Genomic DNA, 13,178 nt, shown 5'->3' on the forward strand with positions numbered 1-13,178 from the left:
ATGATCCTTGGGATAGGCACAGATCTGGCCAATATCGAACGCATTCAGGGCACTCTGGACCGGTTTGGCGACAGGTTCCGCAATCGGGTGTTTACCGAAGTCGAACAGCGTAAGGCCGAACGCCGCAAAGACATTGCAGGTACCTACGCGAAACGCTGGGCCGCCAAAGAGGCCTGTTCCAAGGCGCTGGGCACGGGGCTGCGCATGGGGATCAGCTGGCGAGACATGGCAGTCAGCAATCTGCGCACGGGGCAACCGGTGATGGAGGTCACAGGCTGGGCGAAAGACCGATTGGACAGCATGACGCCGCCTGGGCACGAGGCGATCATCCATGTGACCCTGACGGACGATCATCCCTGGGCACAGGCCTTTGTGGTGATCGAAGCGCGGCCTCTGACCTGATCACAAAGGCAAGAGGCGCCACGGCAGACCGCCGATGCGGGCGTCATTCCCTTGACAGTGGGGGCATCGCCCCGCATGTACCCCACACCCACGAATGAAGGATTGCGCCGCATGGCCGAGAAGGAAAAGACAGACAACGGTTTTGTCGAAACGATCAAGACCATTGTTTATGCCCTGCTGATCGCGGGCGTGTTCCGGACGCTGTTCTTTCAGCCGTTCTGGATTCCGTCAGGATCGATGAAAGAGACACTGCTTATTGGCGATTTCCTCTTTGTGAACAAAATGGCTTATGGTTATTCCTATGCCTCTTGCCCAAGTCTGATGATGCCGCGGTTTGGCATCGAAGTGGATGCCAAGGACATCTGCGGTGCCTTTGACGGTGACAATACGCGCCTGTTTGGTGGCGAGCCTGAGCGCGGCGATGTTGTGGTGTTCCGCCATCCGGTTTCAGGGCGTGACTACATCAAACGGCTGACTGGCTTGCCCGGTGACAAGATCCAGATGAAAGCTGGCGTTTTGCACATCAATGGCGAGGCGGTGAAGCTGAAAGAGGCTGGCACTTTTGAAGAGGTCATGGCTCCGCAAGGTCCGCAACGGTTGCGCCCGCGCTGTGAAAACGGCGCGGTTGGCGAGGGCGGCCTGTGCAAGAAAGGCCGCATGATCGAAACGCTGCCCGGCGGGTCCAGCCACGCGATCTTGAATATCACGAACCAAGGGTCCGACCGCACGGGTGTTTATACCGTGCCGGAAGGGCATTACTTCTTTATGGGTGACAACCGCGACAATTCCGCAGACAGCCGTTTGGCCCAGCAGGCGGGTGGCGTCGGATTTGTGCCTTATGAAAACCTGATTGGCCGTGCGGACCGGATCATGTTCAGCTCTGCCGGGCGGTCGATGTTGTTCTTCTGGACATGGCGCAGCGACCGGTTCTTTAAAGGCATCGAATGAAGCTGAGCGGCGAACTCAAGGCCTTTGAAGGCCGGATTGGCCACCACTTTGCCGCGCCGGAGCTGTTGAATCGGGCGGTCACCCATGCGTCGATGTCCTCGGCCAATCGCGACGACAACCAGCGGCTTGAGTTTCTGGGCGATCGGGTCTTGGGCCTTGTCATGGCCGAGGCGCTGCTGGCGCTGGACCCCGGTGCGACCGAGGGGCAGTTGGCCCCACGATTTAACGCGCTGGTGCGCAAGGAGACCTGCGCGGATGTGGCCCGCGAGATTGATCTGGGCACAGTGCTCAAGCTTGGCCGATCCGAGATGCTATCGGGGGGGCGGCGCAAACAGGCGCTGCTTGGTGATGCGATTGAGGCCGTGATTGCTGCGGTTTACCTGGATGCCGGCTTTGATGCGGCCAAGGGGCTGGTGCTTCGGCTTTGGGGCGGGCGGATCGAAACCGTCGAAGAGGACGCCCGCGATGCCAAGACCGCCTTGCAGGAATGGGCGCAGGCGCGCAAGCTGGCGCCACCAAAATACGTCACCACCGCCCGCAGCGGACCGGACCATGCGCCGGTGTTTACCATTGCAGCGCGTCTGGACAACGGGGCTGAGGCAAGTGCCACCGCCTCATCAAAACGTGCAGCCGAGCAGGCTGCCGCCACAAGTTTGCTGGCGCAGTTGGAGAAAAACAAATGACCACCCGCGCCGGTTTCGTCGCCCTGATCGGAGAGCCTAACGCAGGCAAATCCACTTTGCTCAACCGTATGGTTGGGGCCAAGGTCAGTATCGTCACACATAAAGTGCAGACCACCCGTGCCCGCATTCGCGGCGTCGCGATGGAGGGGGATGCGCAGATCGTTTTTGTTGACACGCCCGGCCTTTTTCAGCCACGTCGCCGTCTTGACCGTGCGATGGTGGCCGCTGCATGGGGCGGAGCTGCGGATGCGGACGTCGTTGTCTTGCTGATCGAAGCGCATCGCGGTGTTACCGAAGGCGTGGAGCGTATTCTTGAAGGGCTTGCCGATATCGGCGAGGGGCGACGCGTGGCTTTGGCCATCAACAAGATCGACAAGGTCGAAGCGCCGGTGTTGCTGGGTCTCAGCCAGGATCTGAATGCACGGTTCGATTTCGAAGAAACATTCATGATCTCGGCCGAACGGGGGCATGGCGTTGATGTACTGCGGCGCTATCTGGCGGGCGTGCTGCCGGAAGGACCGTGGCTTTACCCAGAAGACCAGATCGCCGATCTGCCAATGCGGATGATTGCCGCCGAAATGACCCGCGAAAAGCTGACGCTGCGGCTGCATCAGGAATTGCCGTACCAGATGACGGTCGAGACCGAAAATTGGGAAGAGCGCAAAGACGGGTCTGCCAAGATTGATCAATTGATTTACGTGGTCCGCGACGGTCACAAGGGGATCGTGCTTGGCCATAAAGGTGAGACCATCAAATCGGTGAGCAAGGCCGCGCGGGAAGAATTGGAAGAATTCCTTGGCCGCAAAGTGCACCTTTTCTTACAAGTCAAAGTGCGGCCAAACTGGCTGGATGATGCGGAACGCTATTCTGAGATGGGTTTGGATTTCAAAGATGGGAATGGCTGAGCGGGCAAGCTCTGACATTTTTCACGCCTGCGGGGGTTACACCGGCGGATTGAGTTTCTTTGGCCAAAGGAAGAGGGGCCGCAGATGGCGCGACTGACCTCTCGGTTTTGGGTTGATGCCTATCTTGCGCGTTTGCGGTTTCAGGATATCCCGGCCTTTGTGGTGGCTCATGGCGACGACACGGGCGGTGCGGTTCTGGTGAAATTGTCCACGCTGGATGGTCGCGCAATGGTGTTTCAGCGGTCTTTTGACCTGATGAGCGGCGAGCGGCGCTGGATTGAACTCAGCAGCGGGGAAGAGGCCGAGGTAGACGAGGCCATTGCACGGCAGCGCGGGTTTGATCCGGATATCTGGGTGATTGAGGTCGAGGACAGGCAGGGCCGGCATCTGTTGGATGAAGAGGGGCTTGGCTGATGGAATGGCGCGATCAGGGCATATTGCTAAGCACGCGCCGCCATGGGGAAACCTCGGCCATTATTGAGATGTTCACGCCCCAGCAGGGCCGCCATATGGGCGTGGTGCGCGGTGGCACCAGCCGCAAAATTGCGCCGATCCTGCAACCGGGTGCGCAGCTTGACGTGGCCTGGCGGGCGCGTTTGGAAGACCATATTGGCAGTTTCACGGTTGAGCCGGTGCGCAGCCGCGCTGCTGCGGCGATGGGCGACCGGATGGCGCTGGCGGGGCTGAACACGGTGACAGCACTGTTGTCGTTCTGCCTGCCGGAGCGGGAGCCGCACTTAGCGCTTTATCAACGCACAGAGGCGTTATTGGATTTGCTGGGGGAAGACACCGTTTGGCCTTTGGCCTATCTGCATTGGGAACTGACCTTGCTGGAAGACATGGGCTATGGGCTCGATCTGACGGTTTGCGCCGTGACGGGATCAACCGAGGATTTGATCTATGTTTCGCCCAAATCGGGCAGGGCGGTTTCCGCCAAAGGTGCAGGAGAATGGGCGGATCGTCTGTTGCCACTGCCGCCTGTTTTGCGGGGCGAGGGCGACGGGAAGGCGGCGCAGATTATGCAGGCCTTCAAAACCACTGGGTATTTCCTGAAGTCACATCTGGCGCAGGATCTGGGCGGTAAGCCCTTGCCCGAAGCGCGTGCGCGGTATGTTGAAGCGTTCAGCCGTCTGAGCGGAAAACCATAAGCATTCCATCATCATCCGAAAGCATCAAGGTGTTGCCAAACACCTCGGACAGTGTGGCAGAGCCAAGTGCGTCGAAAAAAGCGACCTCGGTCTCCAACTCAGGGCAGGCGCGTTTGGTCGCGGCAATCGGCCCGGTCTCAAACCAGGGGTAGGGCACGTCCATCGTGGTACCGTAGCTGTTGCAGGGGGCTTGACCCACAATGCGCCCCTGTTCGGGGAATGTCAGCGTGATACTTGGCGTGGCGGTAAAATCCCGCGCCTCTGCCAGCACCCAGATTTTATCTGCCGCACCGTGTCCGCGCAGTGTTTCGTCGGCAAAACAGCCTGCGACCAAGCTGAGCGGGATAAGGGCGGCAATCCATTTCATTCTATTCAGGTAGGATTGGCGTTTGGCCACTGCAAGGGTCATTCCAAGGCGAGGATAAGATCAATCAAGGTGGTCAACGCCGGAGCGGGATCGCTGCCATCGCGGCTGCACAGATCATCGCCTCCCACATAGGCGGCATAGATGATGCGGGCAAAAGCGGGGTTGGAGAGGCCCAGCTGCGCCAGTTGATCGGCAAGGTAGCCCTCGCGCTTGGCGTCAACCCGCGCAATGGCCTCGGCGACATTTGTATCGTCGCGGCCCCAGGCACGGATGGCGGGTTCAAGGTCTTGCCCGCCCATTTCCTCGGGTGCAGAAACTGCAGCAATTTGTCCCAAAGCCCGCAGGCGTTGCCTTGGGTCCGGCATGGTGTCCAATTCTGCAACGATGCTGGAAAAGGCGCGATCCTCCCAAAGGGTCAACATGGCCTGATGAAACGCCGGAACGTCCGCAAAATGCCAATAAAATGAACCTTTTGTGGTTTTCAGGCTGCGCGCCAGAGGCTCCGCTCGCAGGGATTTCGGACCATTCTGGGCCAAGGAAAGAAAGCCAGCAGCAATCCAATTTTCAGAGGTGAGGCGGTTTGGTTTGGGCATGATTTACCATACGCCACCGTATTGACGACGGCAAGGAGATATGCAACATACGCTGGCGTATGGATAAGGAGAAGCCAGATGTCCGTTGCTTTGATGATTGCCGCCTTTCTAATGCTGCTGACCAGCGCCATTCATGTGTTTGCGGGCGGTCCTGAAATTATGACACCCATTCGCCAATCCGACTTGAGCAAGCCGGTCAAGGCCGTTGCCGATGTGGTTTGGCACGGTATCACTGTGATGTTGTTACTGATGGCAGCGGGTTTGGCCTGGCTGGCCTATGTGCCTAACCCAGCCTTGCTTTGGATGATATGTGCCGTGCAGATCGGGTTTGCCGGATTGTTTATTGCTTATGGCATGGGCCGGCTTGGCAATCTCAAACAGATGCCACAATGGATCATCTTTTTGGGCATACCCGCGCTCAGCCTTTGGGCGGTCTACGGGTAAATCCTTGGCCGGGGCGGAGTGATCCGCCCCGCCAGTTTAGCCCAAAAGACGGCGTGAGATGACCTGCGCCTGAATTTCTGCCGCACCTTCAAAGATATTCAGGATGCGGGCGTCACACAAAACGCGGCTGATTTTGTATTCCAGCGCAAAGCCGTTGCCGCCGTGGATTTGCAGACCATTGTCCGCCGCCGCCCAGGCGACACGGGCGCCCAGCAATTTGGCCATGCCTGCCTCAACGTCGCAGCGGCGCCCCTCGTCTTTTTCAAAGGCGGAGAAATAGGTCAATTGGCGGGCAACCATCAATTCCACCGCCATCATTGCCAGTTTGGACGACACACGCGGGAAGTTGATCAGCGCCTTGCCGAATTGCTTGCGGTCCTGCGCATATTGCATCGAAATATCCAACGCTGATTGCGCCACGCCGATGGCGCGGGCCGCGGTCTGGATTCGGGCGCTTTCAAAGGTCTCCATCAATTGCTTGAAACCCTTGCCCTCTTCACCGCCAAGAAGGTTCTCGCCTTTAACCTCAAACCCGTCAAAGCCCAGTTCGTATTCTTTCATACCGCGATAGCCGAGCACTTCGATCTCGCCGCCGGTCATGCCTTCGGTCGGGAAGGGGTCTTCATCGGTGCCGGGGGTCTTTTCCGCCAGGAACATGGACAACCCGCGATAATCGGTTGTGTTCGGATCGGTGCGGGCCAGCAATGTCATCACATGGGTGCGGGCGGCATGGGTGATCCAGGTCTTGTTGCCGGTTATCTTGTAGTTGTCGCCCTCTTTCACGGCGCGGGTTCGGAGGGAGCCCAGATCGGAGCCGGTGTTCGGTTCTGTAAAGACGGCCGTGGGCAGGGTTTCGGCAGAGGCAATGCGGGGCAACCATTTGGTTTTTTGCTCGTCCGTGCCGCCTGCGATTATCAGTTCCGCCGCAATCTCGGAACGGGTGCCGAGCGAACCAACACCGATATAGCCGCGCGAGAGTTCTTCGGAGACCACGCACATGGAAGCTTTGGACAGGCCAAACCCGCCGTATTCTTCAGGAATGGTGAGGCCAAAGACGCCCATCTCGGCCAGCTCATTGATAACCTCCATCGGGATCAGCTCATCATTGAGATGCCAATCGTGGGCAAAGGGTTCAACCTTCTCCACTGCATAGCGGCGGAATTGTTCACGGATCATCTCTAGCTCTTCGTCAAGACCACTCGCGCCGACGGTGATATTTGCGGAATGTTCCTGCATCAGCTCGACCAAGCGGGTGCGGGCATTCTGGGTGTTGCCACCTTGGGTCAGGGCCATGATGGCGGGGTCCATCATGTCGCGCATGTCGTCTTGGGACAGTCCAAGATCTTGCAGGCGCAGCATTTCCCCCTGATTCATCTGGATGCCGCCGTAGATCTGCCAGAGGTATTCACCAAAGGCGATCTGGTGGATCAGTTGCTCGGTCTCGCCAAAGCGACCCTCACCGGACAACTTTTCGGCCCATTTTTGCATTTGCCGTAGCGCCTGTGCGTAGGTCGCAAGCCATGCCAAACCATGCGCAGCTGTTTGATGTTGCTCAATAAGCGCAGCAGAAACGCGGCCATCGGCACTGACCAGGGCGCGGACGGATGTAACCGCTTTTTCCAGAACCGCGTCAACCGGACCAACCGCAGCAGCCGTCAGTTCCAACAGGTTGTCGAGAATAATCGAAGTGTGCATTGTCACGTCCTGACCATCATGAGCCATGTTTCTGATCCTCTTTTTGCTTGGCCACGGCATATCTCTTTCGCAGTTGCAGCGCAACAAAGATACGTTTGAATGTGACATTTTGTTCGAAAATTACGCGGCGAAATTGCGGGTGCAGCGAAAACCAGAGGTGTTATGTAGACGCATGGATGCGATTTTTCCCTTTTTGACGCCCGCCACCTTGTCGCTTGCCCTGTTGATCGCGGCTTTTGGCGGATTCGTAAAAGGTGTTGTGGGGTTTGCGATGCCTTTGGTCATCATTTCGGGGCTGACCACCTTTATCGCGCCGGAATATGCGCTGGCAGGTCTGATCATTCCCACGCTCGTCGCCAATACGGTTCAGTCCCTGAGGCAAGGGGTTGGGGCCGCCTGGCAATCAATCAAAGCGTTTCGTGTGTTTCTCGCCGTTGGCGGGATTGCTCTTGTGACATCCGCGCAGATGGTTCGGACTGTGCCGGTTGAGACCCTGCAACTGCTGATCGGGGTGCCGGTTATGGTGTTCGTGCTGATCCAGCTTCTTGGAGTGACGTTACGTCTCTCTGGCCAGTCTGCGGCGGTTGAAGCGGTGATCGGGGCAATTGCGGGCCTTATCGGAGGGCTGTCCGGTGTCTGGGGGCCGCCAACTGTGATGTATCTGACTGCGCTTGAGACCGCAAAACAGGACCAGATGCGCATTCAGGGGGTGATTTACAGCGGGGGGGCGTTGGCGCTGTTTGGCGCACATCTCGGGTCAGGTGTACTGCGTGCCGAGACGTTGCCATTTTCGCTGGCCCTTCTGCCGCCTGCGTTGTTTGGCATGTGGCTGGGCGGACGCGTCTCCGACCGGATAGATCAAAAGATCTTCCGGCGGTCTACGTTGATTGTCCTGCTGTTTGCTGGTGCAAATTTGGTACGCCGCGCTCTGTTCTAGAGCGCTTGGGCCGACCTTTTTGGGGTCGCTGTTGCGCCCCAGATCTAGCCGCGCCGTGCGACGGTGACGCCTGAAACGTCTTCAATGAAGGTTTTGATGCGGGTTTTGACCGCTTCGTCTTTGATCGCGGCAAGTGCGGTCACGATCTCCATCCCGGCGTCTTGGGCAGGGGCGGCGTTGTTGTTGTCGTGCAGACCTTCGAAGAAGTAGGACGGCGGAACATCAAGGATTTGAGCCAATTCAAAAAGGCGGCTTGCAGCGACCCGGTTCGAACCGATCTCGTATTTTTGAATCTGCTGGAAAGACAGGTTCAGCTTCTTGGCGACGTCGGTCTGGGACAGGCGCCGCAATGTGCGGATCTGCTTCAGCTTGCGGCCAACGTGAATATCGACTGGATGTGACATAAAAAACCTCTGGTTGTGCCTGACATTGATCGCGAACTTCTTAAGCGCGTTCAATTGAATAGATTTTTCCACTTTTGGGAGAAATATGTACAATTGATGGATGATTTTTGTTGCGCTAATGGATGATTTACATACCATAGGCCCGTTATGAACCAACATCTTAATCCCAAGCCCGAGGCGGCATCGGACGCGCCTCCTCCGCCACCGGCGCTCTTGTTTGAAATGATACGGTCTTTCGTAACCCTAGCTGCGACGCTGAACCTGTCTCATGCCGTGAAAGAGCTCGACAGCACGCGGCAGACTGTCAGGCGGCACATCTCTACGCTCGAAGAACAGATGGGTGCGCAGCTTTTCTTCGTCGATGACCGCCGCTACCAATTGACCGCCGCAGGAGAGGCCGCACTGCCGGGAGCCAAGGATTTATTGGCCCGCGGGACCACTTGGCTGCGCGGGCAGGTCAGTTCTGTTGGTCATTTGCAGCTTCTCAAGGCGCATGTTGGAAAGTGGGATTTCTATCAAGAACAGCAACCCATCGGCCGCATTTGGAAAGACCCGTCCTTGCTGTTGCGCGAAACATTTCGTGCTTGGGCGATGTCTGCGGGCGAAATTGAGAGCCCGCAATTTGCACATGTCCGTCCCTATCTGATCATCTATCGGCAGACCGAAGGGGCGTGGATCTGCGTCGAATTTGGCCAAAAATCGGTCTATGTGAATTGGTTCGGACAGGACTATGCCCGCTCAAGTATTGGCCGCCCGATCAGTCAAATGCCTGCCGGTGAGGAGTTTTCCTACCTGATTTACGAGGCGTTCCACGAGGTTGAAGCCACCCAAACTGCGCGTTTGGACCACGTTTTTACACGAATGCCGCGCCTTCCAAGCGATTCGCTTGCCCCTGTTGCCTACCAAAGATTGATTCTCAGCGGGTTCTTTCCGGATGGATCACCGGCGGTTATGTCGCTGATTCTGCCAGTGGATCAGGTCCGGATCAGCGGGCTCGACCCGTCGCTGATCGAATCACTAGACCCCGTTACGCCCATCGCGTTCGATCCCGAAGATGCCGTATTCGAAAGGGGAATTTCCGGAAAATAACATCATATCTCAACAACTTTGGCCATCCGATTCAATTATCGGGTGTTTTTTTGCTGTTTGTACTAGTGTGAGAAACAATAGGCCAAAGGAGACAGAGTATGACGATCCAATTCCCTCAGGACGCGGCGCCGTTTATCGCGACCAGTCGCAATGTATTGCGGGCTCACGGGGTCGAAGTCACAATTGGTAGTGATTTCGAGGAATACAGCCGGATTATTTCAGAAGAACGCAAGGTTCAGAATCTCGGCGCGCCTTTCAATTACGAAATGCATGATCTGTCGAAGAAGAATGCCTTTTGGCTGATTGGGCGGAGCAAAGAGGGCGAATTGATCCACACCCAAGCGGCGAAGAAGGTGCCTTTGCGCGGAAAAACACTGGCCAATCATCTGCTTAGCCGGTTCCGGGATTTCCCGCCGCCAATTCCGGGTGTCAACCTTGAGCGGTCGCGGTTTCGCGCGACGCCGGGCTCCCACCGTATTGTAGGCAACGTTGTTTATCATGGCGAAGTTTGGATGGCCCCCGAGAAGGGCAAGTATCGCGGCTCTGGTTTGTCGACGGTTCTGGCGCGTACAGGCCTGCTTGAGGTGACGCGCCGTTGGAATCCTGACTTCATGTTCGGCTTTATGTTGCGCACCGTAGCGTTCAAAGGGTTCTCTGAGCGGATGGGCTATATGCACAACGAACCGAACGCATTGAAATGGCAGATCGCTGGCCGCGATGTGCCGATCGAGGCGTTCCTGACCTGGCTCAGCCAGGAAGACGCGCGGTTCTTGCTGGATATTCCTGTCGAAGATCTGGTTATGGAAGCGGCCTGACCTGACTATCCTTTGGCAAAAAGAAAAAGAGCCGCAGGTTTCTGCGGCTCTTTTTCTTTTTTGTTCTGCAGATCAGCCGATAGCGGCGGCTTTCACATCATCATCGATGAAGGGCAGATACTGTGCAAAGTTTTCGGAGAACATATTGACCAGCTTGGTCGCTTGACGGTCGTAGGCTTCAGCATTGTCCCATGTGCGGCGCGGATCCAGCAGGATGTCAGGGACACCGTCTACAGATACGGGTACTTCAAAACCGAAGTTTGCGTCCTTGCGGTATTTTACATCCGCCAGAGCCCCTTCAAGCGCGGCGGTCAGCAAGGCGCGTGTGGCTTTGATCGGCATGCGGGAGCCGGTGCCGTATGCCCCGCCGGTCCAGCCGGTGTTCACCAACCAGCAGGTCGCGCCATGTTGGGCGATCTTTTCGCGCAGCAGGTTGCCGTAAACCTCCGGCCGGCGCGGCATGAAAGGCGCTCCAAAACAGGTGGAGAAGGTCGGCTCCGGCTCGGTCACGCCGCGCTCTGTTCCGGCCACTTTGGAGGTGAAGCCGGACAGGAAATGATACATCGCCTGTGCCGGGGTCAGCCGCGCAATGGGGGGCAAGACGCCAAAGGCATCGCAGGTCAGCATGATGATATTCTTGGGATGGCCGCCCACAGCCTTTTCTGATGCGTTTGAAATATAGTGCAGCGGATAGGCGCAGCGCATGTTGGCTGTCAGGCTGTCGTCGTTGAAGTCCAGTTCCTTGGTGTCTTCGTCAAAGACCATGTTTTCGATGACGGTGCCGAATTTCTTGGTGGTCGCATAGATCTCTGGCTCTGCCTCGGCGCTGAGGTTGATCGTTTTGGCATAGCAGCCACCTTCAAAGTTGAAGGTGCCATTGTCAGACCAGCCATGTTCGTCATCGCCAATCAAGGTGCGCTGCGGATCGGCAGAGAGTGTCGTCTTGCCGGTCCCGGACAGGCCAAAGAACACCGCTGTGTCCACAGGATTGCCCGTCGCATGGTTGGCAGAGCAGTGCATTGGCATGATGCCCTTTTCCGGCAGCAGGTAGTTCAGAAGGGTAAAGACGGATTTCTTGTTTTCGCCTGCGTATTCCGTCCCGCCGATCAAGATCATCTTGCGGTCAAAATTCATGGCGATCACGGTCTCGGACCGGCAGGCGTGCTTTTTCGGATCTGCCTGAAAGCTGGGGCAGTTGATGACGGTGAAATCGGCGATGAATTCATCCAATGCATCACGCTCGGGCCGGCGCAGCATGGTGCGGATGAACAGGCCATGCCAAGCCAACTCGGTGACCATGCGCACGTTGATGGCATGCCGCGGATCTGCACCGCCCACCAGATCCTGAACGAAATACTCGCCGCCTTGCATATGGGTGATCATGTCTTCGTATAGGGCGTCAAACCCTTCGGGCGACATCTCCGCGTTGTTTTCCCACCAAATGCTGTCAGCGACACTGTCTGTCTTGACGACATGTTTGTCTTTGGGCGAACGTCCAGTGAACTTGCCTGTTGTAACAAGGAACGCGCCACCGTTGCCAAGGGTGCCCTCGCCGCGCTTGAGCGCGGTTTCGATCAGCGCGGGTTCCATCAGGTTATAATAGACATTGCCCAGCCCGTTGATCTGTTGATCCTCAAGGCGGAACTGCGGGTTTACCCGTCCAAATGTCATACAATGTCTCCTGTAGGCGCGCGCAAACTGGCGCTATCTGGCTTGATCGGGCCAACTGGCCCTGGGCCTCAAAGGGCCTTGAAACGCCTCATAACACGACCGCGAAAGATATGAACAGGCGGCTTTGCCGCAGTTAGCGCCATCATGGCGAACTTTGGCCTCAGGCCCCAAATTCCGCAGGGCAACGCCTGAAATCGCGGCAGGGTTCGATCGGGCAAACTGCGGCAATTTAGCCATTCCTAACCAAATTATGGCGAAATTACGGTGTGTTTCGGGACTGATTCGCAGTTTGAGATTGATTCGGGGGGCAAAAGTGTTGATCAATGGCCTCAAAACAAAAAATTAAAAATTGAGCAGCATAAGGAAACAGGCAATGTCAAAAATTGCATTGGTGGACGACGACAGGAACATCCTGACGTCTGTTTCGATGACTCTCGAAGCAGAAGGCTTTGAAGTTGAAACCTACAACGACGGGCAGGCCGCACTCGACGCATTCAACAAACGCCTTCCCGATATGGCCGTTCTGGATATCAAGATGCCGCGCATGGACGGCATGGACCTGCTCCAGCGGTTGCGCCAGAAAACTGCGATGCCAGTAATCTTTCTCACGTCCAAAGATGACGAGATTGACGAGGTTCTTGGCCTGCGGATGGGCGCAGATGACTACGTGAAAAAACCGTTCAGCCAGCGCCTGTTGGTGGAACGCATCCGCGCCCTTTTGCGTCGGCAGGACGCAGTTGCCACGGATGAGGTGGGCGAGACCGAAGAGACCAAGGTGATGGAACGCGGCGATCTGCGGATGGATCCGCTGCGCCACGCCGTCAGCTGGAAGGGCAAGGACGTGTCTCTCACAGTGACAGAGTTCCTGCTGCTCCAAGCACTGGCGCAGCGCCCCGGTTTTGTAAAATCGCGCGATCAGTTGATGGATGTCGCCTATGACGATCAGGTCTATGTGGATGACCGCACCATCGACAGCCACATCAAACGTCTGCGTAAGAAGATGCGCACCGCGGATGATGAGTTCTCCGCGATTGAGACACTGTACGGCATCGGCTACAGATATAACGAAGAATGATC

The 13,178-nt window shown here is 56.9% G+C and carries 16 protein-coding genes; 11 read left to right on the forward strand and 5 right to left on the reverse strand.

Translation table 11 applies throughout. The annotated features are described in order from the left end of the window. The 6 genes from acpS to recO all read left to right on the forward strand — a co-directional run bounded on the left by acpS (window position 1) and on the right by recO (window position 4,086). Window positions 1-402 (forward strand): holo-ACP synthase, encoded by a 402-nt coding sequence (acpS, locus tag K3754_RS03075; RefSeq protein ID WP_203209087.1) that lies wholly within the window; start codon window positions 1-3, stop codon window positions 400-402. A gap of 111 nt (window positions 403-513) precedes the next feature. Then, window positions 514-1,350 carry a signal peptidase I gene (gene lepB, locus K3754_RS03080; RefSeq protein ID WP_203209086.1) on the forward strand — a complete coding sequence of 279 codons (837 nt, stop codon included), beginning with the start codon at window positions 514-516 and terminating at the stop codon, window positions 1,348-1,350. After that, window positions 1,347-2,033 carry a ribonuclease III gene (gene rnc, locus K3754_RS03085; protein ID WP_203209085.1) on the forward strand — a complete coding sequence of 229 codons (687 nt, stop codon included), beginning with the start codon at window positions 1,347-1,349 and terminating at the stop codon, window positions 2,031-2,033. The genes lepB and rnc overlap by 4 nt, the downstream gene beginning before the upstream one ends. Continuing rightward, window positions 2,030-2,938: a GTPase Era gene (gene era, locus K3754_RS03090; protein WP_259940897.1), complete on the forward strand. Its 909-nt coding sequence runs from the start codon at window positions 2,030-2,032 to the stop codon at window positions 2,936-2,938. The genes rnc and era overlap by 4 nt, the downstream gene beginning before the upstream one ends. 84 nt (window positions 2,939-3,022) lie before the next feature. Next, window positions 3,023-3,352: a DUF1491 family protein gene (locus K3754_RS03095; RefSeq protein ID WP_203209083.1), complete on the forward strand. Its 330-nt coding sequence runs from the start codon at window positions 3,023-3,025 to the stop codon at window positions 3,350-3,352. Continuing rightward, window positions 3,352-4,086, forward strand: a complete 735-nt coding sequence (gene recO, locus K3754_RS03100; RefSeq protein ID WP_203209082.1) for a DNA repair protein RecO — start codon at window positions 3,352-3,354, stop codon at window positions 4,084-4,086. The genes K3754_RS03095 and recO overlap by 1 nt, the downstream gene beginning before the upstream one ends. Here the strand turns inward: recO and K3754_RS03105 are convergent. Further along, a complete protein-coding gene (locus K3754_RS03105) occupies window positions 4,061-4,495 on the reverse strand; it encodes an META domain-containing protein (RefSeq protein WP_259940899.1) in 435 nt (144 codons plus the stop codon). The two genes, recO and K3754_RS03105, sit on opposite strands and share 26 nt — an antisense overlap. Continuing rightward, a complete protein-coding gene (locus tag K3754_RS03110; protein ID WP_203240794.1) occupies window positions 4,492-5,046 on the reverse strand; it encodes a TetR/AcrR family transcriptional regulator in 555 nt (184 codons plus the stop codon). The genes K3754_RS03105 and K3754_RS03110 overlap by 4 nt, the downstream gene beginning before the upstream one ends. A gap of 78 nt (window positions 5,047-5,124) precedes the next feature. Here K3754_RS03110 and K3754_RS03115 point away from each other — a divergent pair, with 78 nt between their 5' ends. Beyond that, the gene (locus K3754_RS03115; protein ID WP_203209080.1) at window positions 5,125-5,490 is read left to right on the forward strand and encodes a hypothetical protein; all 366 of its coding nucleotides are present in this window, start codon (window positions 5,125-5,127) and stop codon (window positions 5,488-5,490) included. A gap of 36 nt (window positions 5,491-5,526) precedes the next feature. Here the strand turns inward: K3754_RS03115 and K3754_RS03120 are convergent, their stop codons facing one another. Then, window positions 5,527-7,212 carry an acyl-CoA dehydrogenase family protein gene (locus K3754_RS03120; RefSeq protein WP_259940904.1) on the reverse strand — a complete coding sequence of 562 codons (1,686 nt, stop codon included), beginning with the start codon at window positions 7,210-7,212 and terminating at the stop codon, window positions 5,527-5,529. 145 nt (window positions 7,213-7,357) lie between these two features. Here K3754_RS03120 and K3754_RS03125 point away from each other — a divergent pair, with 145 nt between their 5' ends. Then, window positions 7,358-8,122: a sulfite exporter TauE/SafE family protein gene (locus K3754_RS03125; RefSeq protein WP_259943217.1), complete on the forward strand. Its 765-nt coding sequence runs from the start codon at window positions 7,358-7,360 to the stop codon at window positions 8,120-8,122. 44 nt (window positions 8,123-8,166) lie between these two features. On the opposite strand, the gene K3754_RS03130 is transcribed toward K3754_RS03125, so the two are convergent. After that, window positions 8,167-8,526 carry a helix-turn-helix domain-containing protein gene (locus K3754_RS03130; RefSeq protein ID WP_025046922.1) on the reverse strand — a complete coding sequence of 120 codons (360 nt, stop codon included), beginning with the start codon at window positions 8,524-8,526 and terminating at the stop codon, window positions 8,167-8,169. A 147-nt stretch (window positions 8,527-8,673) separates the two neighbouring features. Here K3754_RS03130 and K3754_RS03135 point away from each other — a divergent pair, with 147 nt between their 5' ends. Next, the gene (locus K3754_RS03135; RefSeq protein WP_259940909.1) at window positions 8,674-9,615 is read left to right on the forward strand and encodes a LysR family transcriptional regulator; all 942 of its coding nucleotides are present in this window, start codon (window positions 8,674-8,676) and stop codon (window positions 9,613-9,615) included. Window positions 9,616-9,713: 98 nt separating this feature from the next. Next, a complete protein-coding gene (locus K3754_RS03140) occupies window positions 9,714-10,430 on the forward strand; it encodes a hypothetical protein (protein ID WP_259940911.1) in 717 nt (238 codons plus the stop codon). 72 nt (window positions 10,431-10,502) lie between these two features. Here the strand turns inward: K3754_RS03140 and K3754_RS03145 are convergent, their stop codons facing one another. Further along, window positions 10,503-12,101 carry a phosphoenolpyruvate carboxykinase gene (locus K3754_RS03145; RefSeq protein WP_259940913.1) on the reverse strand — a complete coding sequence of 533 codons (1,599 nt, stop codon included), beginning with the start codon at window positions 12,099-12,101 and terminating at the stop codon, window positions 10,503-10,505. A gap of 373 nt (window positions 12,102-12,474) precedes the next feature. On the opposite strand from K3754_RS03145, the gene K3754_RS03150 reads away from it, so the two are divergent. Then, the gene (locus tag K3754_RS03150; RefSeq protein WP_037905394.1) at window positions 12,475-13,176 is read left to right on the forward strand and encodes a response regulator transcription factor; all 702 of its coding nucleotides are present in this window, start codon (window positions 12,475-12,477) and stop codon (window positions 13,174-13,176) included. The last annotated feature ends 2 nt before the right edge of the window (window positions 13,177-13,178 follow it).

This window comes from Sulfitobacter sp. M368 (assembly GCF_025141875.1).
GTDB lineage: Bacteria > Pseudomonadota > Alphaproteobacteria > Rhodobacterales > Rhodobacteraceae > Sulfitobacter > Sulfitobacter mediterraneus_A.